The sequence below is a fragment of the Shewanella sp. SW1 genome (assembly GCF_025653545.1).
Classification (GTDB): domain Bacteria; phylum Pseudomonadota; class Gammaproteobacteria; order Enterobacterales; family Shewanellaceae; genus Shewanella; species Shewanella oncorhynchi.
The window spans coordinates 133828-154926 of the sequence record NZ_JAKKSG010000012.1 but is presented as its reverse complement, the minus strand read 5'-3'; the positions used below and the strand labels follow the sequence as shown (position 1 = coordinate 154926).

Annotated in this window: 23 protein-coding genes; all 23 read left to right on the top strand. The window is 44.0% G+C overall.

The features are described 5' to 3' along the window. The first annotated feature begins 3 nt into the window (after positions 1-3). The 23 genes from fliJ to L5M71_RS12540 all read left to right on the top strand — a co-directional run bounded on the left by fliJ (position 4) and on the right by L5M71_RS12540 (position 21090). On the top strand, positions 4-450 hold the full coding sequence (gene fliJ / locus L5M71_RS12650; protein ID WP_263207739.1) for a flagellar export protein FliJ: 447 nt from the start codon (positions 4-6) through the stop codon (positions 448-450). A gap of 243 nt (positions 451-693) precedes the next feature. Beyond that, complete coding sequence (locus tag L5M71_RS12645) at positions 694-2292, top strand: flagellar hook-length control protein FliK (protein WP_263207737.1); 1599 nt, start codon at positions 694-696, stop codon at positions 2290-2292. Between the two features lie 84 nt (positions 2293-2376). Next, positions 2377-2904, top strand: a complete 528-nt coding sequence (gene fliL, locus L5M71_RS12640) for a flagellar basal body-associated protein FliL (protein WP_028761184.1) — start codon at positions 2377-2379, stop codon at positions 2902-2904. A gap of 39 nt (positions 2905-2943) precedes the next feature. Next, complete coding sequence (gene fliM / locus L5M71_RS12635) at positions 2944-3972, top strand: flagellar motor switch protein FliM (RefSeq protein ID WP_105251943.1); 1029 nt, start codon at positions 2944-2946, stop codon at positions 3970-3972. 11 nt (positions 3973-3983) lie between these two features. Next, positions 3984-4364: a flagellar motor switch protein FliN gene (gene fliN, locus L5M71_RS12630; RefSeq protein ID WP_028761182.1), complete on the top strand. Its 381-nt coding sequence runs from the start codon at positions 3984-3986 to the stop codon at positions 4362-4364. A gap of 30 nt (positions 4365-4394) precedes the next feature. Continuing rightward, positions 4395-4823 carry a flagellar biosynthetic protein FliO gene (gene fliO, locus L5M71_RS12625; RefSeq protein WP_105251944.1) on the top strand — a complete coding sequence of 143 codons (429 nt, stop codon included), beginning with the start codon at positions 4395-4397 and terminating at the stop codon, positions 4821-4823. After that, a complete protein-coding gene (gene fliP / locus L5M71_RS12620) occupies positions 4820-5566 on the top strand; it encodes a flagellar type III secretion system pore protein FliP (RefSeq protein WP_028761180.1) in 747 nt (248 codons plus the stop codon). The genes fliO and fliP overlap by 4 nt, the downstream gene beginning before the upstream one ends. An 18-nt stretch (positions 5567-5584) precedes the next feature. Further along, complete coding sequence (gene fliQ, locus L5M71_RS12615; protein ID WP_113939469.1) at positions 5585-5854, top strand: flagellar biosynthesis protein FliQ; 270 nt, start codon at positions 5585-5587, stop codon at positions 5852-5854. A gap of 4 nt (positions 5855-5858) precedes the next feature. Continuing rightward, complete coding sequence (gene fliR / locus L5M71_RS12610; protein ID WP_263207734.1) at positions 5859-6656, top strand: flagellar biosynthetic protein FliR; 798 nt, start codon at positions 5859-5861, stop codon at positions 6654-6656. An 18-nt stretch (positions 6657-6674) separates the two neighbouring features. Beyond that, positions 6675-7805, top strand: a complete 1131-nt coding sequence (flhB, locus tag L5M71_RS12605) for a flagellar biosynthesis protein FlhB (RefSeq protein ID WP_113939471.1) — start codon at positions 6675-6677, stop codon at positions 7803-7805. A gap of 108 nt (positions 7806-7913) precedes the next feature. Next, the gene (gene flhA / locus L5M71_RS12600) at positions 7914-10013 is read left to right on the top strand and encodes a flagellar biosynthesis protein FlhA (protein ID WP_263148458.1); all 2100 of its coding nucleotides are present in this window, start codon (positions 7914-7916) and stop codon (positions 10011-10013) included. Positions 10014-10024: 11 nt separating this feature from the next. After that, complete coding sequence (gene flhF / locus L5M71_RS12595) at positions 10025-11407, top strand: flagellar biosynthesis protein FlhF (protein WP_131523092.1); 1383 nt, start codon at positions 10025-10027, stop codon at positions 11405-11407. Positions 11408-11411: 4 nt separating this feature from the next. Beyond that, the gene (locus L5M71_RS12590; protein WP_006082389.1) at positions 11412-12293 is read left to right on the top strand and encodes a MinD/ParA family protein; all 882 of its coding nucleotides are present in this window, start codon (positions 11412-11414) and stop codon (positions 12291-12293) included. After that, positions 12286-12999, top strand: coding sequence for an RNA polymerase sigma factor FliA (locus L5M71_RS12585; RefSeq protein ID WP_028761175.1), 714 nt, complete (start codon positions 12286-12288; stop codon positions 12997-12999). Before L5M71_RS12590 ends, L5M71_RS12585 begins: the two co-directional genes overlap by 8 nt. 47 nt (positions 13000-13046) lie before the next feature. Continuing rightward, entirely contained in the window at positions 13047-13430 is a 384-nt protein-coding gene (gene cheY, locus L5M71_RS12580) for a chemotaxis response regulator CheY (RefSeq protein ID WP_007649667.1), read from the top strand. A 13-nt stretch (positions 13431-13443) separates the two neighbouring features. Then, positions 13444-14181 (top strand): protein phosphatase CheZ, encoded by a 738-nt coding sequence (locus L5M71_RS12575; RefSeq protein WP_028761174.1) that lies wholly within the window; start codon positions 13444-13446, stop codon positions 14179-14181. A 15-nt stretch (positions 14182-14196) separates the two neighbouring features. Further along, positions 14197-16446, top strand: coding sequence for a chemotaxis protein CheA (locus tag L5M71_RS12570; protein ID WP_263207732.1), 2250 nt, complete (start codon positions 14197-14199; stop codon positions 16444-16446). Between the two features lie 20 nt (positions 16447-16466). Continuing rightward, positions 16467-17594 (top strand): chemotaxis response regulator protein-glutamate methylesterase, encoded by a 1128-nt coding sequence (locus L5M71_RS12565; RefSeq protein ID WP_263168828.1) that lies wholly within the window; start codon positions 16467-16469, stop codon positions 17592-17594. 13 nt (positions 17595-17607) lie between these two features. After that, complete coding sequence (locus L5M71_RS12560) at positions 17608-18129, top strand: membrane anchored protein in chemotaxis locus (RefSeq protein WP_198572674.1); 522 nt, start codon at positions 17608-17610, stop codon at positions 18127-18129. A 71-nt stretch (positions 18130-18200) separates the two neighbouring features. Then, positions 18201-18992 carry a ParA family protein gene (locus L5M71_RS12555; protein ID WP_028761170.1) on the top strand — a complete coding sequence of 264 codons (792 nt, stop codon included), beginning with the start codon at positions 18201-18203 and terminating at the stop codon, positions 18990-18992. Continuing rightward, positions 18976-19959 (top strand): chemotaxis protein CheW, encoded by a 984-nt coding sequence (locus L5M71_RS12550; protein WP_263207730.1) that lies wholly within the window; start codon positions 18976-18978, stop codon positions 19957-19959. The genes L5M71_RS12555 and L5M71_RS12550 overlap by 17 nt, the downstream gene beginning before the upstream one ends. Positions 19960-19966: 7 nt before the next feature. Continuing rightward, positions 19967-20461, top strand: coding sequence for a chemotaxis protein CheW (locus L5M71_RS12545; RefSeq protein ID WP_006082380.1), 495 nt, complete (start codon positions 19967-19969; stop codon positions 20459-20461). A 230-nt stretch (positions 20462-20691) separates the two neighbouring features. Further along, complete coding sequence (locus L5M71_RS12540; protein WP_028761168.1) at positions 20692-21090, top strand: DUF2802 domain-containing protein; 399 nt, start codon at positions 20692-20694, stop codon at positions 21088-21090. The last annotated feature ends 9 nt before the right edge of the window (positions 21091-21099 follow it).

Genomic DNA, 21099 nt, shown 5'->3' with positions numbered 1-21099 from the left:
AGTATGGCTAACGCCGATCCCTTGTTGTTAGTGTTAAAGCTTGCCAATGATGCCGAAGAACAAGCGGCTTTATTGTTAAAATCGGCGCAGTTAGAGTGTCAAAAACGGTTGAATCAACTCAGTGCTCTGAATAACTATCGCTTAGAATACATGAAGCAAATGCAATCCCAGCAAGGTCAAGCCATCAGTGCTAGTCACTATCACCAGTTTCACCGTTTTATTCGTCAGATCGATGACGCAATTATCCAGCAAAATCGCGTCGTTGCCGACGGTGAAAAGCAAAAAGAATATCGACAACAACATTGGTTGGAAAAGCAAAAAAAACGTAAGGCAGTAGAATTACTCTTAACCAGTAAAGAGAAGAAGCGTCAAGTGGTTGAACAAAAAAGGGAGCAAAAAATGACCGATGAATTTGCTTCCCAGCAATTTTATCGCCGTCATCAACGTTAGTGAAATGATAGGCATATTTACTGCTCGCGAGCCGGATAGACTCTTTAGTTTTTTTTGTATTGATGGCATAAGCATCAATTTGACACCTCCCAGAGTTAATTCTTTTCGATATGCTGTCGTAAAACCTGATGTGTTGGCATCTTATTTGCTTTGATTTAGTCCATTACCCTGCAACCGCAGTGTTTAATTGACGTTTCTACCTAGCCATTTTCTTTTTTTGCTGGGTAATGTTTGGGAGCACTTATGCAACAAATGACCAATATCCTGTTAAGTAAAACAGGCAACTCTGCGGCCAATTCCGCTAAGACATCTTCCCAAGAGTCTAATAATGAAGACTTTTCATCTACACTTGCGTCAGTCACCGCTAGCTCATTTTCTATTTCTGCGTCTAAAAAAACCATTGCTAACACTGATGATACTGTGCAGGTTACCTCTGCTGATAAAGTAAAAGATGACGATATATCAACTGATGACGCCGACGTAAATCTCATTTTTGCCCAAATTAGCATGGCAAATGATATGAAGAAAACGGCATCAGATGGAGATAGTTTGCCGCTAGCATTTTTAAATGCTGAAGAAGATATGACCGAAATGACTAGTGGAGAAAATATTGATACTTCATCAGCGTTATTAACCGGCTCAGCATTGGCATCTACTGTTTCTGCTGAGATTGAACTGGCATCAGATATAGATGAAGCGGGTTTTTCTGCTGAATTACAAAAGTTAGTTTCTACTAGCCCAGATATGGCAGCAATTTCAATCGCAGATGACGTGAAACCATCTTCTTTGACTGATAAGTCACTCGTGCATATTCTTCCCATAGACCCAAATATACTTGAAGCGTCAGCAGATAGTGATGCTGTGATTGATCCAAATTTGACCGATGACGCTTTAGAATTACCTTTAGAAGACACTGAGCTTGTCTCTGCCACTGAAGTCGGGGTGAGTATAGATGAGTCTTTAGTTGAGAATGAGGTCACACTTAATGCTGTGATTAATCAAGCGGGCTTAGCGAACAGTGCAACGATAAAGTCGGTAACCAACACTGCGGCAAAAGCAACGACTAGTAGCTCTACAGTGAATAGTCTCAATACGGCTAATATCGCGACCTCGGGAAATACTTTCGACCTGAATACCTTAGGCTCTTCAACTTCATCTGAACCATTAGATACAACATCTGTAACAGAAAGTGATCTTGATGGGAGTCCCAATTCCGATTTGGCTGCTAACCTATTACTGAAAGATGCTAAATTAACGGTTGCGATGGATATTCCCAGAGACGAAAGTTTTATGGATGATAGTAATACTTTCTCAGAACTTAAGTCGACATCATCCATACAGACACTCTCGATGTCACAATTAAATCGCCAAGAAACCATGCAAGTTCAGCTGTCATTGCGTCAAGGAGTAGAACAGCAAAACCAAATGCAGGAGATGATCCAACGATTTTCACCTGTGATGAAGCAGCAATTGATTACTATGGTGAGTCAAGGCATCCAACATGCGGAAATCCGGCTCGATCCTCCTGAGCTTGGGCATATGTTGGTAAAGATCCAAGTGCATGGCGACCAAACCCAAGTACAGTTCCATGTTACTCAGCCGCAAACGCGCGATCTGGTTGAACAAGCTATGCCAAGATTACGTGAGTTATTGCAAGAGCAAGGGATGCAGTTGGCTGACAGCCATGTTTCTCAAGGCGATCAAGGTGAGCGTCGGGAAGGTAGTTTCGGTGATGGCGGCAGTTCAAATGCGGCTGATATGGATGAAATCTCGGCAGAAGAGTTACATTTAGGTTTAAATCAAGCGATTAGTGTAACTTCAGGTATAGATTATTACGCTTAAGCAGGTAACCTATAGCAATGACTGACATAATTACGTTTCAAATAAAACTGTAATGAGTTTCCGCCTAAATTAAAGAGAATAGTGATGGCTAAGGAAGAATCGTTAGAACTTGAAAGTACTGAAGAGCCTAAGAGTAAGAAGAAACTATTTATTTTTGCTGGTGTAGGCGTTTTAGTCGCGCTGTTAATCGGTGGCGGCGTCTGGTTCTTTATGGGAAGCAGTACCGAAGAGGTTCCCGCCGTAGCAGCAGATAGTGCTGTTCAGGCTGAAGTACCAGCATCAGGAGAAGTAGCTACCGCATCATACGTGCCTATGCCGCGTCCTTTCTTATTCAACTTACCTGGGCCTGATAGGGCTCGTTTAGTTGAGATTAAAGTGCAGCTGATGGTGCGTGGTACCGATGATGATGTGCTAACACAAAAACATATTCCGCTGATTGAAGATGCGCTTTTAACGACCTTTAGTGGTGCAGATGTGCAAAAGCTCAGCACGCAAGCGGGGAAAGATGAGTTACGGCAGTTAGCACTTCTGAGTGTGCAAAATACTCTACAGTCAGTAACTGGGCGTAAAGTTGTCGAGAAAGTACTATTTACCGGTTTTGTAATGCAATAACCCTTTAACTTCAGCACCAAAAGAGGCGAAGGCAATATAGTGAGTGATTTATTAAGCCAAGACGAAATTGATGCGCTATTGCACGGGGTTGATGACGTCGATGATGACGAAATTGACGCTGTTGGAGAAGATGCCCGTTCCTACGATTTCTCTTCCCAAGATCGAATAGTTCGTGGGCGTATGCCGACGCTGGAAATCGTGAATGAGCGTTTTGCGCGCCATTTGCGCATTAGTATGTTTAATATGATGCGCCGAGCGGCCGAAGTGTCGATCAACGGTGTACAGATGCTCAAGTTTGGTGAGTACGTACATACGCTTTTTGTTCCTACTAGCTTGAATATGGTGCGTTTTAGCCCACTCAAAGGCACAGCATTGATCACCATGGAAGCGCGACTGGTATTTATCCTGGTGGATAATTTCTTTGGTGGCGATGGGCGTTTCCATGCCAAGATTGAAGGGCGAGAATTTACGCCGACAGAAAGACGAATAGTGCAGTTACTGCTTAAGATTATATTTGAAGATTATAAAGATGCTTGGGCGCCCGTAATGGATGTTGAGTTTGATTATTTGGACTCTGAAGTCAACCCCGCCATGGCGAACATTGTTAGTCCTACCGAAGTTGTGGTGATTAATTCATTCCATATTGAAGTCGATGGAGGCGGTGGTGATTTTCACATCACTATGCCTTACTCCATGATTGAACCTATCCGAGAGTTACTCGATGCGGGTGTGCAAAGTGACAAGCAAGATACTGATATGCGTTGGTCACAGGCATTGCACGATGAAATCATGGATGTGAAGGTTGGGTTCGATGCCAATATTGTTGAACATGAATTAACGCTCAAAGAGGTCATGAATTTTAAAGCGGGCGATATTATTCCGATTGAGTTACCCGAGTTTATCATGATGAAAATCGAGGATTTACCGACATATCGTTGTAAAATGGGCCGTTCTAGAGATAACCTAGCGCTTAAAATATGTGAGAAAATCCCTCGGCCAGAGACAGTTAAATCTGAGCTGCAATTGGTGACGCGTAAGGGTAAATCTCGTGATATATCAGAATTATAAGGTGAAGTAAGATGAGCACAGACGATACGGATGATTGGGCTGCAGCAATGGCAGAACAAGCGTTAGAAGAAGCCAACGCAATTGAACTCGATGAGCTGGTTGATGATTCAAGACCTATTTCTAAGGCTGAAGCGGCTAAGTTAGATACAATTTTAGATATTCCTGTCACCATTTCGATGGAAGTGGGCCGTAGCTATATTAGTATTCGAAACTTATTACAACTTAACCAAGGTTCTGTGGTTGAGTTAGATAGAGTCGCAGGTGAACCGTTAGATGTGATGGTCAATGGCACGCTTATCGCTCACGGTGAAGTGGTGGTGGTAAACGATAAATTCGGTATTCGCTTAACGGATGTGATCAGTCAAACTGAGCGAATTAAAAAGCTTAAATAATTCGAGATGTAAAAGTCGTTGGAACTTTAAATGAGCACATCGGTAATACAGAGTTTAGTGGTAGCGGTTCAAGCGAGCGCCGATAGCCTCGGTGGGGAAGGCGCAGCGAATATTGCTTCAATAGCGCCTGCTGCTACAAAAATGGCAGAACCTTCTCAAGTTGCGACCTTAGCAAGTATGTTAGGCGGCTTGATTCTGGTTTTATTATTAATTTTCGCGTTAGCTTATTTACTGAGAAGGTTTAATTTAGTCCCCACGACCAATGGCGTACTAAAGACTATTGCTGTGACTTCCCTCGGTCAAAAAGAACGTTTAGTCTTGGTTCAGGTGGGAGAACAACAATATTTACTTGGGGTTAGCTCGCAGCAGGTGAGTTTGATTGATAAGTTAGCTGAACCTATCCATCTAGAAGCTGATTCGTTTGCGAGTCGATTACGCCAGGCGAAATTAAAACAATGACAACACGTATCCTCGCGTTAGTTGGGTTAGTTATGCTGCTATTGATGCCGTCAGCATGGGCCGCAGATGGCGTCTTACCTGCTGTAACAGTAACAACGGCGCCAGACGGCTCAACGGAATATTCGGTCACAATGCAGATTTTACTGCTGATGACATCGCTGAGTTTTTTACCTGCGATGCTCATCATGTTGACCTCTTTCACGCGGATTATCATTGTCCTGTCGATATTACGCCAAGCCATTGGATTACAACAGACTCCATCTAATCAAGTCTTAATTGGCATGAGTTTGTTCATGACTTTTTTTATCATGGCACCGGTATTCGACCGGATTTATGATGAAGGGGTGAAGCCTTATATCGATGAGCAATTAACCTTGCAGCAAGCGTTTGATAAAGGGAAAGAGCCGCTGAGAGGCTTTATGTTGGGCCAAGTAAGAACGACGGATTTAAAGACCTTTATTGAGATTTCTGGCTATAAGGATATTAAGTCTCCCGAAGAAGCACCCATGAGTGTGTTAGTGCCCGCTTTCATTACCAGTGAGTTAAAAACCGCATTTCAGATCGGCTTTATGCTATTTGTGCCTTTTTTAGTACTCGATTTAGTGGTGGCGAGTATCTTGATGGCTATGGGTATGATGATGTTATCTCCCATGATAGTGTCGCTGCCGTTTAAGATCATGTTGTTTGTGCTCGTAGATGGTTGGAGCTTAGTCCTCGGGACATTAGCGAATAGTTTCGGATAGCCAAGGGAGAGTAAACACATGAGTCCTGAGGCGCTAATTGATATTTTTCGTGAAGCTCTCTCTGTTATCGTTATGATGGTGTCTGCTATTGTGTTGCCAGGGCTGGGGATAGGGTTAATCGTTGCTGTGTTTCAAGCGGCGACTTCGATTAACGAGCAGACCTTAAGTTTTCTTCCGCGTTTAATCATAACGCTGCTCGCACTAATGTTTATGGGGCACTGGTTAGTTGAAACCCTGATGGACTTTTTCATCGAGATGGTGAATCGCATTCCTCAAGTGATAGGCTAACGCGATGGAGCTGCTGCTTGATACCTTAATGCAAACCATTGCCGCTTATCTTTGGCCATTGTTCCGCGTTGCTAGCATGTTGATGGTTATGGTGGTCTTTGGTGCGGCAACGACACCAACTCGAGTGCGTTTATTATTGGCGATGGCGATTACCTTTGCGATAGCACCCGTTCTTCCTCCAACTCAAAATGTGGATTTATTTTCGTTAAGCGCAGTATTTATCACGGCGCAGCAAATCATTATTGGCGTTGCCATGGGGTTTGTGACTCAAATGGTAATGCAAGTCTTTGTGCTCACTGGACAGATCATTGGTATGCAGACCAGTTTAGGCTTTGCCTCTATGGTTGACCCCGGTTCTGGCCAACAAACACCCGTTATTGGTAACTTTTTCCTTTTATTGGCGACATTGATTTTCTTAGCAGTGGACGGCCATCTTTTGATGATCCGTATGCTAGTGGCAAGCTTTGAAACTTTGCCAATTTCTAATCAAGGCTTAACACTGACAAGTTATCGATCACTGGCTGATTGGGGGTCGTATATGTTTGGTGCGGCACTCACTATGTCGATATCTGCGATTATCGCCTTGTTATTAGTTAACTTGTCTTTCGGAGTCATGACCCGCGCCGCGCCGCAATTGAATATTTTCTCTATTGGTTTTCCGATCACTATGATTGGTGGACTGTTTATTCTGTGGTTAACCCTAACACCGGTAATGGCACACTTCGATGAAGTATGGTCGACGGCTCAAGTGCTGCTTTGCGATATGTTAGCGCTCCAATGTAACGCTGATGGCTTGATATGATGGGATTAGGAGAGGCCCATGGCTGAAGAATCAAGTGGCGAACGTACAGAGGAACCCACGGGGAGGCGTCTAGAACAGGCGCGGGAAAAAGGACAGATTGCACGTTCGAAAGAACTCGGGACTGCAGCGGTATTGATTTCGGCGGCATGTGGGTTTTATATGCTAGGCCCAAGTTTGGCCATTAGCCTAACTCGGGTGTTTGAAATTGTATTTACCATGGATAGGGCGCAAATTTTTGATACGAATGAAATGTTCAACGTGTGGGGCGTTGTTGCGAGTGAAATAGCCTGGCCCATGGCTAAAATTATGTTGCTGATTGTAGTTGTTGCGTTTATCGGTAACGTCTCTCTTGGTGGGATCAATTTTTCAACCCAAGCTATGATGCCAAAAGCCAGTAAAATGAGTCCCCTTGCTGGTTTTAAACGCATGTTTGGCGTGCAGGCTCTGGTTGAACTCACCAAAGGCATTGCTAAATTTTCGGTAGTAGCGTTTTCTGCTTATTTTTTATTAAGCTTCTATTTCAATGACATCATGTTGCTGTCTAGCGACCATCTTCCTGGTAATGTTTACCATGCATTAGATTTGTTGGTTTGGATGTTTATCCTGTTATGTTCCTCGATTTTGTTTATTGTCGTCATAGATGTGCCATTTCAACTTTGGAATCACAACAAACAACTTAAGATGACCAAACAAGAAGTAAAAGATGAGTATAAAGATACTGAAGGGAAGCCTGAAGTCAAAGGGCGAGTACGGCAGATGCAACGCGAGTTGGCTCAACGTCGAATGATGGCCGAAGTACCCAATGCCGATGTAATAGTTGTTAACCCAGAGCATTTTGCGGTAGCAATTAAATATGACGTGCAGCGTTCAGTCGCGCCTTTCGTTGTTGCCAAAGGTGTCGATGATGTCGCATTTAAAATTCGTGAGATTGCAAGGGCCCATAATGTGACAATCGTCTCTGCCCCGCCATTAGCAAGAGCTATATACCATACGACTAAGCTAGATCAACAAATCCCTGAAGGGTTGTTTACCGCCGTGGCACAGATTTTGGCTTATGTATTTCAGTTGCGCCAGTACCAAAAAGGTCGAGGACGCAAGCCTATCCCAATCCCGCTTAATCAACCCATTCCCGATGAGTTAAAATATTAAGACCTAAGCTAAAAATTCTTTGAAGTCGTGATATTATTGCAGACCAATACGCTATTGGCGTATTTTTTGCTTTCATGCTGTCATACGTCAAAGTTTAGGTAAATATGAATGGATGTTAGAGCGACTTTAGGTCAAGTAAAACAAATGCGCTTGAGTACGTTTAAAGGTATAGGCACTCCTATACTCGTACTCGCAGCATTGGCCATGATAGTTTTACCTATCCCTCCATTTCTATTAGACATACTCTTTTCATTCAACATAGCCTTAGCGCTCATCGTATTATTAGTCGCAATTTATACTGATAGACCGTTGGATTTTGCTGCTTTCCCAAGTGTCCTGCTAGTGGCGACGTTATTACGTCTTGCGCTGAACGTTGCCTCTACTCGTGTGGTTTTACTTGAGGGTCATAATGGCGGTGATGCCGCGGGTAAGGTGATTGAGGCCTTCGGTTCTGTGGTTATCGGTGGTAACTATGCCGTTGGTTTAGTGGTATTTATCATTTTGATTATCATCAACTTTGCGGTGGTGACTAAAGGTGCTGGTCGTATCGCTGAAGTTAGCGCCCGCTTCACCTTGGATGCTATGCCTGGTAAGCAAATGGCAATTGATGCTGACTTAAATGCTGGAACCTTAAATCAAGACCAAGCGAGAATACGCCGTGCCGAAGTGACCCGTGAAGCCGATTTCTATGGTGCGATGGACGGTGCGTCCAAATTCGTTAAAGGGGATGCGATTGCCGGTATAATGATCTTAGTGATCAATATCGTAGGTGGTTTCATCATAGGGATTGTGCAGCATGGCTTAAGTTTCTCTGAAGCGGTTGAAATTTATACCTTACTGACTATCGGTGATGGTTTAGTAGCGCAGATCCCTGGTCTATTATTGTCAATCGCCGCAGCCTTGATGGTGACCCGTCAAAATGAGTCAGGTGATATGGGCCAAATGATGATGAGTCAGATGTTTGACAGTCATAAGTCATTGGGTATCGCCGCCGGAGTCCTGTTTGTAATGGGTATTGTTCCTGGTATGCCACACATGGCGTTTTTAAGCTTTGCCTTTATGACAGCTGGTGCAGCTTATTTTGTTTATAAACGAAATGAAAACAAACGTCTTAAAGCGCTAGAACAAGTGAAATCAGGTCCTATAGAAAGACAAGATAAAGAGCCTAAAGAGCTGGGTTGGGACGATGTACATCATGTTGATACTATTGGTCTTGAGGTCGGATATCGTTTGATCCCTCTGGTAGACAAGGGCCAAGGTGGCGAGTTACTAAGCCGCATTAAAGGCGTGCGTAAAAAGTTGTCTCAGGAATTAGGCTTCTTAGTGCCCGCGGTGCATATTCGCGATAACTTAGATTTATCACCTAATGCGTATCGCATTTCACTAATGGGCGTCGTCGTCGGAGAGGCAGATATTCGTCATGATTGCGAATTGGCGATCAACCCTGGTCAAGTCTATGGCAAACTCGATGGTATCGAAACGCGCGATCCCGCCTTTGGCCTGGAAGCTGTATGGATCGCCCCTGAGTTACGTGAGCACGCACAAACACTAGGTTATACCGTCGTCGATGCTGCGACGGTTGTTGCAACTCATATTAGTCAATTACTCACAAATAATGCTGCTAAGTTGTTAGGTTACGAAGAAGTGCAACAACTGATGGATATGCTTGCGAAACACTCACCTAAGCTGGTTGATGGCTTTATTCCAGATATCATGCCACTAGGACATGTCGTAAAAGTGATGCAGAACCTATTAAATGAAGGGGTTTCAGTTAGAGACTTGCGTACTATAGTGCAAACTTTGTTAGAATATGGCACTAAGAGCAATGACACTGAAGTCTTGACTGCCGCTGTACGTATCGCTTTGAAACGTATGATAGTTCAGGAAATCTCAGGCCCAGAGCTCGAAATCCCCGTCATTACTTTGGCGCCAGAGTTGGAACAGATGTTGCATCAGTCAATGCAAGCAACCGGTGGTGATGGTCCTAATATTGAACCCGGTCTTGCAGAACGCATGCAGCAGTCCCTTGCCGATGCGGCTCAGAAGCAAGAAATGGTCGGACAACCCGCCATATTGTTGACGTCAGGTATGTTACGCGCGACGCTGTCACGCTTTGTTAAACATACTATTCCTAATCTCAGAGTCATTTCATATCAAGAAATACCTGATGAGAAGCAAATACGTATCGTATCTGCAGTCGGCCAGTAGAGGACGCATAAGTGAAGATTAAACGATTTTTTGCCAAAGACATGCGCGCCGCACTGGCCCAAGTGAAAGAAACACTCGGCTCCGATGCCGTCATTATGTCAAATAAAAAAGTGAACGGTGGCATCGAAATTGTCGCTGCCGTTGACTATGACGAACCTAAAGCGAAAACTGCAGCCACTGCGCCAGCACCGACCTTTATGGACGTGAGCGACGATCTCGTGTCCCTAGGTGCTAAGCAGCCAGTTCGTGTAGAAACTCGCGCTAAGCCAGCCGCACCAGCAGACTCATTACAAGCCTTACTTGAGAAGCAGCAAAGCCGTTTGAATCAACAAATGTCACATCAGCAAGTTGATGCCGAGTTACCAGCATGGGCTAAGGGCTTACAAGCCCCTACTGCTGTGAAACCAGAACGTCGTGAAGCGCCTTCCTCGTTTGATAAAAAGCCACAAACATCACAGAAACAAAGTGCTGATATTGAGGCTATGCGTGATGAATTAGCATCACTGCGTAATTTACTGACACATCAAGTATCCTCCTTGATGACGGAACATAAAAAACGCATCGATCCCGTCGGTGCTATGCTCGAAGCCAAATTGCTTGAGGCTGAATTCTCCCCTGCGGTTGCGAATAAATTAGCCGCGCTGAGCCAGCATTATACGCCAGCTGAATTAGTCAGAGCATTACCACAAAGTCTTGCGAATATGCTTGATAATCAGGGCGATGACATTGTTAAGCAGGGCGGAGTGGTTGCATTAGTTGGTCCTACTGGGGTTGGTAAAACAACGTCATTAGCTAAACTTGCTGCCCGTTTTGCGGCACATCATGGTGCTGAACATGTTGCTTTAATTACCACAGATCATTATCGCATCGGAGCCTATGAGCAATTAGCAACTTATGGCAAAATAATGGGCTGTCCAGTAAAGCAAGCTCATGATCTAAATGAATTAGAACAAATTCTCTATCAGTTTAGGAATCGCAAGCTAGTATTGATAGATACGGCTGGCATGGGACAGCGAGATATGCGCCTTTACCAGCAACTTGATAATTTAACTGCAAATAGCAGGATACCTATCCGCAGTTATCTGGTACTGTCTGCGACAGGGCAGCGCCGTGTGCTGCAAGATGCAGTCAATCATTTTAAACGCATTCCCCTATCTGGTGTCGTTCTCACAAAACTCGATGAATCTGTGTCGTTAGCAGGGGCATTAAGTGTGTTGATCCAAAACGGATTACCATTAAGTTATATTACTGATGGACAAAGAGTTCCTGAAGATATGAAAGTTGCGGATACCCTAGATTTAGCCCAGCAGGCACTCGCAGCGTTAGATAGTACAGAACAACAATCATTACAAGACACAGCGTGGTCAGATAATATGGCCTGTGCATTTGAGTAGATTTATGACCCTGGATCAAGCAAGTGGTTTACGTATGATGAATCAACCCTATAACGAAAAAGTGAAAGTAATCGCGGTCACTGGCGGTAAAGGAGGCGTGGGTAAAACCAGCGTTTCTATTAATACTGCTGTGGCATTAGCCGAAAAAGGCAAGCGTGTCTTGGTACTTGACGCTGACCTTGGCTTAGCAAACGTCGACGTCATGCTGGGTATTCGTGCCGAGCGTAACCTCTCTCACGTGCTCTCTGGTGATGCAGAGCTTGACGATATTATCGTGCGTGGTCCAAAGGGGATAGGCATAGTACCAGCCACCTCTGGAACACAGGGGATGGTGGAATTAAGCCCTGCACAACATGCTGGATTAATCCGAGCATTTAGCGAGATGCGGACTCAGTTTGATATTCTAGTCGTAGATACTGCGGCTGGGATCTCAGATATGGTGCTCAGTTTCTCACGTGCTTCGCAGGATGTGCTAGTCGTTGTTTGTGATGAACCCACTTCGATTACCGATGCCTACGCCCTGATTAAAATTCTCAGCCGTGAGCATGGCGTGTTCCGTTTTAAAATAGTTGCCAATATGGTGCGTAGTTTACGCGAAGGTATGGAATTATTTGCTAAACTCAGTAAAGTGACCGACAGATTTTTAGATGTTGCACTTGAATTAGTCGCCACGATTCCATTTGACGAAAACTTACGTAAATCAGTTCGTAAACAAAAATTGGTGGTTGAAGCTTATCCTAAATCACCAGCGGCGATTGCGTATCAAGGATTGGCAAATAAAATTTTGAGCTGGCCTGTGCCGCAGCAACCTGGTGGGCATTTGGAGTTTTTCGTTGAGCGTTTAGTACAACGACCAGATTTTCAAGAGGAAAAAACGAGTGAATAAAGCCGCTGCGTATACTTGTTTAGACAATAAATCGTCGATCGTTGAACAGTATGCTCCGTTGGTTAAAAGAATTGCGCATCATTTACTCGCCAGACTACCTGCATCTGTGCAGTTAGATGATTTACTCCAAGCTGGGATGATGGGGTTACTAGAAGCATCATCCAAGTTTGATGGTGGCAAGGGTGCGAAATTTGAAACCTTCGCCGGCATACGCATACGTGGAGCCATGTTAGATGAAATTCGTCGTGGCGACTGGGTCCCTCGTTCCGTTCATCGTAACAATCGTAAGGTTGCACATGCTATTGATGAGTTAGAGCAAGAACTGGGCCGTGATGCACGCGACACAGAAATTGCAGAAAAACTTGATATGACGCTCGATGAGTACCATCATATTCTTAACGATGTTTCTGTCGGAAAAATCATAGGGATAGAAGATTTAGGCGTATCTCAGGATATACTTACAGTGAGTGATCGGTCCGATGATGATTCATTTGAAGCATTAGCTGAGAACCAATTTCATTCTGCTCTGGTTGAGGCAATTAAATTATTGCCTGAAAGAGATGCATTAGTGTTATCCCTGTACTACGATGAAGCATTGAATTTAAAAGAGATTGGCGCCATTCTTGAAGTCAGTGAATCGCGGGTTAGCCAGATATTAAGTCAGGCAATGTTGCGATTGAAAGCTAAACTCAAGCACTGGACATAAGTATAATTATTAATCGAGCACAGAATGTCAGCTCACCGGAGGAAACCTTGGACAAGAATATGAAGATTCTCATTGTTGACGATTTTTCGACAATGAGGCGTATCATCAAGAACTTGTTGCGAGACTTGGGGTTTAATAACACCCAAGAAGCAGACGATGGCTCAACAGCCCTGCCGATGTTGCAAAAGGGGGATTTTGATTTTGTTGTTACAGATTGGAATATGCCTGGTATGCAAGGAATCGATCTGTTAAAAGCAATTCGCGCTGATGATTCGCTAAAGCATTTACCCGTATTAATGGTAACTGCTGAAGCAAAACGTGAACAGATTATTGCTGCCGCTCAAGCGGGAGTGAATGGTTATGTGGTTAAGCCTTTTACCGCTGCAACGCTGAAAGAGAAGTTAGATAAAATATTCGAACGACTCGCTTGAGCAAGGATGAGCTATGAAGTCACAAACATCAGGGCTCATCACGCTCGAGCAAGCTCAGCATTTAGTTGAATTATTAAGTGCAGGTGAGCAAAGTCAGGCAGATGATTTATTTCGGGAGCTTGCTGCTCCACTGCAACGAGAATTATTCGAAGAAGTAGGTAAATTAACTCGGCAACTTCATAGTGCGCTGATGGATTTTCAAGTTGATAATCGTCTTGCTGAATTAGCCAATACAGAGATCCCCGATGCCAAGCAACGTTTAAATTACGTTATTGACATGACCGAACAAGCTGCAAATAAAACCATGGATGCGGTTGAAGAATGTTTACCTTTGGCTAATGCCGTGACCGTAAATATTCAAAATGTCATGCCATCTTGGGACAGATTAATGCGACGCGAGATAGCGCTGACTGAATTTAAGGGCCTTTGTCACGATGTACAAGACCTTATGTCTCGTAGTGCAAATGACTCGACTCGATTACGTGAATTGCTTAATCAAATTTTGATGGCGCAAGATTTTCAAGACTTAACAGGACAAATAATACGTCGTGTTATTGATCTAGTAATGGAAGTAGAAAGTAATCTGGTTTCTATGCTGACGGTATTTGGTGAGCAACCTATGATTGAAAGTCAGATTGCTCAGAAAAATAATATTGAAGCAGAAGGCCCGATAATGAATGCCGAGCTTCGTCAAGATGTGGTAACGGGTCAAGACGAAGTGGATGATCTTCTATCGAGTCTGGGTTTCTAACTGGGAGTCAATTTGATGGCCTTTGATGTAGATGAAGAGATACTCCAGGACTTTTTAATCGAAGCCGGTGAAATTTTAGAGCTTCTGCAAGAGCAACTCGTTGCGCTTGAAAATAATCCTGATGATACTAACTTGCTGAACGCCATTTTCCGAGGTTTTCATACCGTTAAAGGTGGTGCTGGCTTTCTTAGCTTAACTCCCATGGTTGATGTTTGTCATGAGGCTGAGAATACCTTCGATTTATTGCGGACAGGCAAGCGTAGCGTTAACGCAGAGTTGATGGATATTATTTTGCAGGCTGTTGATGCAATTAATACCATGTTTGCGCAAACCCAGCAGGGCGAACAACAAGACCCCGCCGATTCAGGTTTGTTAGCGAGACTTAAAATGCTCAGTTCAGGTGCACCTTTGCCATCTGAAGTCGCTTCTGCCAAGGTTGCAGAGCCAGAACCTGTTGTAGAAGTCATTATTGATACTCCTACCCTTCAAGAAATCCCTGCTGACATAAGTGATAACTCATCTTCCATTGAAAATACGTCTTCAAGTATCGATGATATCAATGATGCTGAATTTGAAGCTTTATTGGATGCGCTTCATGGTTCAGGAAAGGGACCTGCGGTCGCTGCTACCACATTTGTATCTGAGCCAGTTGCTGCAAAGCCTGCTGCACCAATTAAAACGCCTTCAACATCAGGTGATGATATCACTGATGATGAGTTCGAGGCGTTACTGGATGAACTTCATGGCTCAGGTAAATTTAAAGCTGAGGCTGAAGTGCCTGTTAAGCCTAAGGTTGTGGCAACACCTGCACCTCAACCGATTGTAGATGCTGATGAAATTACCGATGATGAGTTTGAGCGATTACTCGATGAACTCCATGGGAAAGGCGGAGCACCTGCGAAAACTGAAGTAAAAGCGCCTACGCCCCCTGTTTCGACTGTAGCACCTACTGCTGCACCACATGCTCCTGCGCCAGTAAAAGCCGCAGTACTAGCTCCTGCCCCAGTCGTTGCTGCAAAACCTAAGGTGGAAATTGCGGTTGTCGATAAAGCACCTGCTAAGGCTAGCTCTGCGAATGTGCCTCAGGGTGAAACAACGGTACGTGTAGATACTGCACGACTCGACCAGATCATGAATATGGTGGGTGAGTTAGTGTTAGTGCGTAATCGATTGGTGAGCTTAGGCATCAGTCGTGATGATGAGGAGATGTCGAAAGCTCTCGCGAACTTAGATCTCGTTACTGCCGATTTGCAAGGCGCTGTGATGAAAACCCGTATGCAACCGATCAAGAAAGTGTTTGGTCGTTTCCCTCGGGTGGTACGTGATCTTGCTCGTACACTAAACAAAGAAATTGATTTGATCATGGTCGGTGAAGAAACTGACTTAGATAAAAACCTCGTTGAAGCGCTTGCCGATCCACTCGTCCACTTAGTGCGTAACTCTGTGGACCATGGTATCGAGATGCCAAACGAGCGTGAAGCTAGTGGTAAGCCAAGAACGGGAACGATTACCTTATCTGCAAGTCAGGAAGGCGACCATATACTGCTGAAAATCGAAGACGATGGCGCAGGCATGGATCCTGAAAAACTCAAAAAAATCGCCATAAATCGTGGTGTGCTCGATGAAGATTCTGCTTCGCGGATGACAGATAGCGAAGCCTATAATTTGATTTTTGCACCAGGTTTTTCAACTAAAGTTGAGATTTCAGATATTTCAGGCCGTGGTGTTGGGATGGACGTGGTAAAAACTCGTATCACTCAGCTGAATGGCACTGTACATATTGATTCCATGAAAGGTAAGGGAACGATACTTGAGATTAAAGTACCGCTAACACTGGCGATTATGCCAACCTTAATGGTCGATGTCGCTAAACAAGTGTTCGCATTACCTCTATCTAGCGTGAATGAGATTTTCCATCTCGATCTCACAAAAACCAATATTGTTGATGGGCAACTGACTGTCATAGTGCGTAATAAGGCCGTACCTTTGTTCTATTTGGAACACTGGCTACATAGAAACAAAACGACCTTTAAACATGGCGATAAAAAGCATGGTCATGTGGTTATCGTGCAATTAGGCATGATGCAAATTGGTTTTGTAGTGGATGCCTTAATAGGACAAGAAGAGGTTGTTATTAAACCTCTTGGCGCTATGTTACATGGCACACCTGGGATGGCTGGTGCGACAATTACATCGGATGGTGGTATTGCACTGATCTTAGATGTTCCTGGATTGCTAAAGCATTATGCGAAAAGTAAGAGTTAGTTTCCAAGCTAAGGAATGGAATGGCCATTAAAGTATTAGTCGTTGATGACTCAAGTTTTTTCAGACGACGTGTTAGTGAAATAGTCAATCAAGATCCTGAACTGGAAGTTATCGCGACGGCCTCAAATGGGGCCGAAGCGGTGAAGTTGGCTGCTGAGCTTAATCCCCAAGTTATCACTATGGATATTGAGATGCCTGTCATGGATGGTATTACTGCTGTTCGTGAAATCATGGCTAAGTGTCCGACTCCGATCCTGATGTTTTCTTCTTTAACCCATGATGGCGCTAAAGCAACGTTAGACGCTTTAGATGCTGGTGCATTAGATTTTCTACCTAAACGTTTTGAAGATATTGCGACCAACAAAGATGACGCTATTTTATTGTTGCAACAAAGAGTTAAGGCATTGGGACGACGCAGAATGTTTCGTCCGATTGCACGTCCTGTGGTTGCGCCAACACCTAGTGTGCGTCCAACAGGTAGCGTTTTAGGTACAACGAGTATATCGGCTCATACGCCTGTCGCAGCTCCTGCTAGAACCTCAACGGCAACGACGATTCGTGCAAGTGGTAAACAGTATAAATTATTGCTGATCGGTACATCTACTGGTGGTCCGGTTGCGCTGCAAAAAATACTCACGCAGTTTCCAGCAAACTATCCGCATCCTATTTTATTAATCCAGCATATGCCTGCTGCCTTTACCCCTGCATTTGCGAGTCGTTTAAATGGCTTATGTAAGATTGAAGTAAAAGAGGCCGCTAATGGCGATCTGCTTAAACCGGGTTGTGCATATTTAGCGCCAGGTGGTATGCAAATGATGGTTGAACGTACTGGAGCAAGTGGCCGATTAAAAGTTATCGCAGGCAGTGCTGATATGAATTATAAGCCCTGTGTGGATATCACCTTTGCTTCTGCTTCTAAAGCCTTTAGTGGTGATGTGCTTGCTGTTGTATTAACTGGCATGGGGGCGGATGGCAGAGAAGGCGCACGTATGTTGAAAGCTGTAGGCGCTACCATTTGGGCGCAAGATGAAGCCAGTTGTGTGGTTTATGGTATGCCACAAGCCGTTGCGAGTGCAGGGATTGCCACCCAGTCGATAGCCTTAGACAACATGGCCGAATGTATTTTAAAAGAGTCTGTTCGTGTCTAAAAACCAATATCCGATGAGCACAAATAGTGTGCTCATCATCTTGTTGATGGGCATAGCCATTTTGGTTCTTGGTGCCTTAAGCCTTGATTACAAGCGTAAGAATAGTTTGCTGCAGGCGGATATAAAACGTTTGGAATCGACTCAGGTGCTGTTAATGGTACCTGACGAACAGGCTGAAGCCATTGCAACTTGGTTAGCGTCTCATCCCGATCAGACTAAAGCAATGTTGCAATTAGCGGCTCCTGGTGAGCAGAAGGCTGTAGCGATTGGTCCTGAGCCGGTACAAAATAGCATTCCGCCTTTGCTGGGCGAACCAGATACTGAAATAGATACGGCGAAGGAAAAAACTAATCTGGAATCCTCTATTCCTAAACAGCTTCAAGCGCCAGAAAAAGAGGTTAAAGCTGTTTCTCAGACAATTGCCCCCCAAAATGCAGAGATGCTGCCCGTGGTGATATCTGAGAATGCCGATGGTGTCAAAGTGATTAGTTTGCCCAATGGCGGCATTCGAGTCACGACCAGAAAAGAGCAGTAATTTTTAGAATTTGTGAACTCACAATTTTCTAGTTCATTAGCATATTAACCAGTATAGGTAGGGGTCACTTCTTGAAAGTCTGGACCATAGCGAATCAAAAAGGTGGCGTAGGTAAAACCACGACGGTAGCGAGTTTAGCGGGAACATTAGCTAAGCGTGGCAAGCGTGTTCTTATGATAGATACCGATCCACATGCTTCGTTAGGTTATTACTTAGGCATTGATTCTGAAGAGGTTCCAGGCTCGTTGTTTGATGTTTTTCTTGCCCATAAAAACCTTTCTAAGGAACTCGTTTTATCCCATGTTGTGCCAACCTTAGTCGATGGTTTGGATTTATTGCCTGCAACTATGGCATTGGCTACCTTAGACAGAGCCTTAGGTCATCAAGAAGGAATGGGATTAGTACTACGTAATTTATTAGCACTGGTTGCTGATGATTATGATGTTGCTATCGTTGATTGCCCACCCGTACTCGGGGTATTAATGGTCAATGCGCTTGCGGCAAGTCAGCATATCATTATTCCTGTGCAGACGGAGTTTCTTGCCATTAAAGGGCTAGAGCGGATGATTAAAACGATGGAGTTAATGGGCCGATCTAAGAAGACGCGCTACAGTTACACTGTTGTGCCTACCATGTACGATAAACGCACCAAAGCATCACCTGCGGCTTTGCAAGTTCTTGGTGCCGAATACAGTGATACTTTGTGGAAAGACGTTATTCCAGTAGACACTAAGTTTAGAGATGCCAGTTTGGCACATTTACCAGCATCGCATTATGCGAGTGGTTGCCGCGGCGTTAAAGCCTATGAAAGATTATTAGATTTCTTATTAGTTGGGGAGTTTGGCCATGTCAAAATCGGTTGATGAAACTGTTTTTGATTTTTTCGCATTATTGCTGCAGGAAGACGACAGTCCAAACCAGATTGTTTCCCCTCAAAGCATTGTAAAAGCAGACTCAAATCAAAATGTTGCCGTTAATCAAACGGAGGCAGCATTGCTCGATGCGGCAATTTTGGCTGAAAATGGTCGCACTGCCGCACCGCAGAATGTAGAGAAGGCCATAACGCCTATTGCGCAGTTGCAGCCAAAAGCGGCGCCAAGACAGCATGAGTTTGTTGCTCCGGTAAGCCAGGTTGTAGCTCAAGTGAATAAGCAAGCGTTAGAGAAATTATTAGCGCCAGTACTAAAGACTGCAAGGTTAGAACCGATACCACCTTCAGTAGAGATAGCGCCACCTATTGATGTTCAACCTGTTGTGGTAGAAGTACCACAAGCTCAGCATGTTGTTAATGAAACCGTTGTTGATGAAATCGTTGAGCCAGAAACACAAGTCGGCATTACGCCTCCTAGTGTGACAAAAGATTTGCAAGAAGTGCTCGATGATGAGTTTCAGGTACTATTCTTTAAAGTAGCAGGGCTGACATTGGCTGTGCCTTTGGTGAGTTTAGGCGGAATAGTAAAAGTTGAGCGGATAAACCACATCTTTGGTCGACCCGCATGGTTTCTTGGTGTACAGACGCATAGGGAGGAGCAATTGAACATTGTTGATACTTGTGCGTGGGTTATGCCAGAAAAATACACAGATAAACTGGCGCAATCAGTAAATTATCAATATCTTGTATTATTAGAAGGCAGTAACTGGGGATTGACTTGTGAGTCCTTGGTCAATGCGGTAAAAATTAATAAGTCGCAAGTCAACTGGCGTAGTCAAGCGGGTAAACGCCCTTGGTTAGCGGGTGTAGTTAAAGAACAGATGTGTGGCATTTTGCACGTACAAGCCTTAGTTGAAATGCTTAATGCGGGTTTAGGTTGTCAGGACTCAATTGGTTGAGGTAAACATGAAAGATACAAGAAATGTAGCAGCAGTCGCTGCAAGTAAAGATGATGCAGTATTACAATGGGTTACCTTTAAGTTGGACCATGAAACTTACGGTATCAACGTAATGCAAGTGCAGGAAGTACTGCGTTATACTGAAATTGCTCCCGTACCAGGTGCCCCCTATTATGTACTAGGGATCATTAACTTACGTGGTAATGTCGTCACTGTAATTGATACCCGCTCACGTTTTGGATTGCAGTCTGCTGAAGTTGATGATTCAACCCGAATCGTTATCATCGAAGCTGAAAAGCAGGTCATTGGTATCTTAGTTGATAGTGTTGCAGAAGTGGTTTATTTGCGCCGCTCTGAAATTGACAATGCGCCTAATGTTGGAACGGAAGAGAGTGCTAAGTTTATTCAAGGCGTGAGCAATCGCGACAATGAATTACTTATCTTAGTTGATCTCGACAAATTATTGTCCGATGAAGAATGGGCCGAGTTGACTCAGATCTAATCAATGAGTGTGATAAGGCTGAATGATTAGAATTCATTCAGCCATTTTGTTTATTTGCGAATAAATCGATGATGTTGAGTATTTACGATTTATGGGTAGACGAAGTCTTTTTATCATAGCTTGAACAATGGCCAATTATATTGGTGACGTTAAGTGAGCACTTTGGAATAGATAACTCAATTGTAAGCCAGCTCTTAATATATGGCTTTGAGTGAGTATAAGGATTTTTGATGGGCGATGAATTTTTGATCGCAGCGTTAGTCTATGTCATCGCATGCTTAGGGTTAGTACTCTTTTTACAAAAGCAATTGAGTAAATTAAGAAGCAAAGTTGAGGCATTAACTGTGTTAGTTAAAGAGGGCGATCGGCAGCGAGAGTCTTTTAAACGCGAATTGCAAGAATTACGCAGTGGCACAATCGGTGTAGGCCGTCGTGTTATTGAATTAGAAAAACGCATACTGCAACAGTCTGAACGGATTGAAGAGACGACTCAACAGGATCCACAGGCAAAACTTTATACTCGAGCCATGAAGATGGTCGCGCTTGGTGCTGGCGTCGACGAATTGATTAAGGAATGCGAATTACCTAAAGCTGAAGCCGAGCTGTTGATCCGTCTGCATCGTAAGTAATCGTTAGCC

Bases quoted from the DNA above. Each gene is read 5' to 3' on its own strand.
- fliR (WP_263207734.1), top strand. From the start codon at position 5,859: ATGGAGCTGCTGCTTGATACCTTAATGCAAACCATTGCCGCTTATCTT.
- L5M71_RS12575 (WP_028761174.1), top strand. From the start codon at position 13,444: ATGAAGTCACAAACATCAGGGCTCATCACGCTCGAGCAAGCTCAGCAT.
- flhB (WP_113939471.1), top strand. From the start codon at position 6,675: ATGGCTGAAGAATCAAGTGGCGAACGTACAGAGGAACCCACGGGGAGG.
- fliQ (WP_113939469.1), top strand. From the start codon at position 5,585: ATGAGTCCTGAGGCGCTAATTGATATTTTTCGTGAAGCTCTCTCTGTT.
- L5M71_RS12570 (WP_263207732.1), top strand. From the start codon at position 14,197: ATGGCCTTTGATGTAGATGAAGAGATACTCCAGGACTTTTTAATCGAA.
- L5M71_RS12545 (WP_006082380.1), top strand. From the start codon at position 19,967: ATGAAAGATACAAGAAATGTAGCAGCAGTCGCTGCAAGTAAAGATGAT.
- fliP (WP_028761180.1), top strand. From the start codon at position 4,820: ATGACAACACGTATCCTCGCGTTAGTTGGGTTAGTTATGCTGCTATTG.
- fliJ (WP_263207739.1), top strand. From the start codon at position 4: ATGGCTAACGCCGATCCCTTGTTGTTAGTGTTAAAGCTTGCCAATGAT.
- L5M71_RS12550 (WP_263207730.1), top strand. From the start codon at position 18,976: ATGTCAAAATCGGTTGATGAAACTGTTTTTGATTTTTTCGCATTATTG.
- fliL (WP_028761184.1), top strand. From the start codon at position 2,377: ATGGCTAAGGAAGAATCGTTAGAACTTGAAAGTACTGAAGAGCCTAAG.
- fliO (WP_105251944.1), top strand. From the start codon at position 4,395: ATGAGCACATCGGTAATACAGAGTTTAGTGGTAGCGGTTCAAGCGAGC.
- L5M71_RS12540 (WP_028761168.1), top strand. From the start codon at position 20,692: ATGGGCGATGAATTTTTGATCGCAGCGTTAGTCTATGTCATCGCATGC.
- L5M71_RS12560 (WP_198572674.1), top strand. From the start codon at position 17,608: ATGAGCACAAATAGTGTGCTCATCATCTTGTTGATGGGCATAGCCATT.
- fliN (WP_028761182.1), top strand. From the start codon at position 3,984: ATGAGCACAGACGATACGGATGATTGGGCTGCAGCAATGGCAGAACAA.
- L5M71_RS12590 (WP_006082389.1), top strand. From the start codon at position 11,412: ATGACCCTGGATCAAGCAAGTGGTTTACGTATGATGAATCAACCCTAT.
- L5M71_RS12565 (WP_263168828.1), top strand. From the start codon at position 16,467: ATGGCCATTAAAGTATTAGTCGTTGATGACTCAAGTTTTTTCAGACGA.
- flhA (WP_263148458.1), top strand. From the start codon at position 7,914: ATGGATGTTAGAGCGACTTTAGGTCAAGTAAAACAAATGCGCTTGAGT.
- L5M71_RS12645 (WP_263207737.1), top strand. From the start codon at position 694: ATGCAACAAATGACCAATATCCTGTTAAGTAAAACAGGCAACTCTGCG.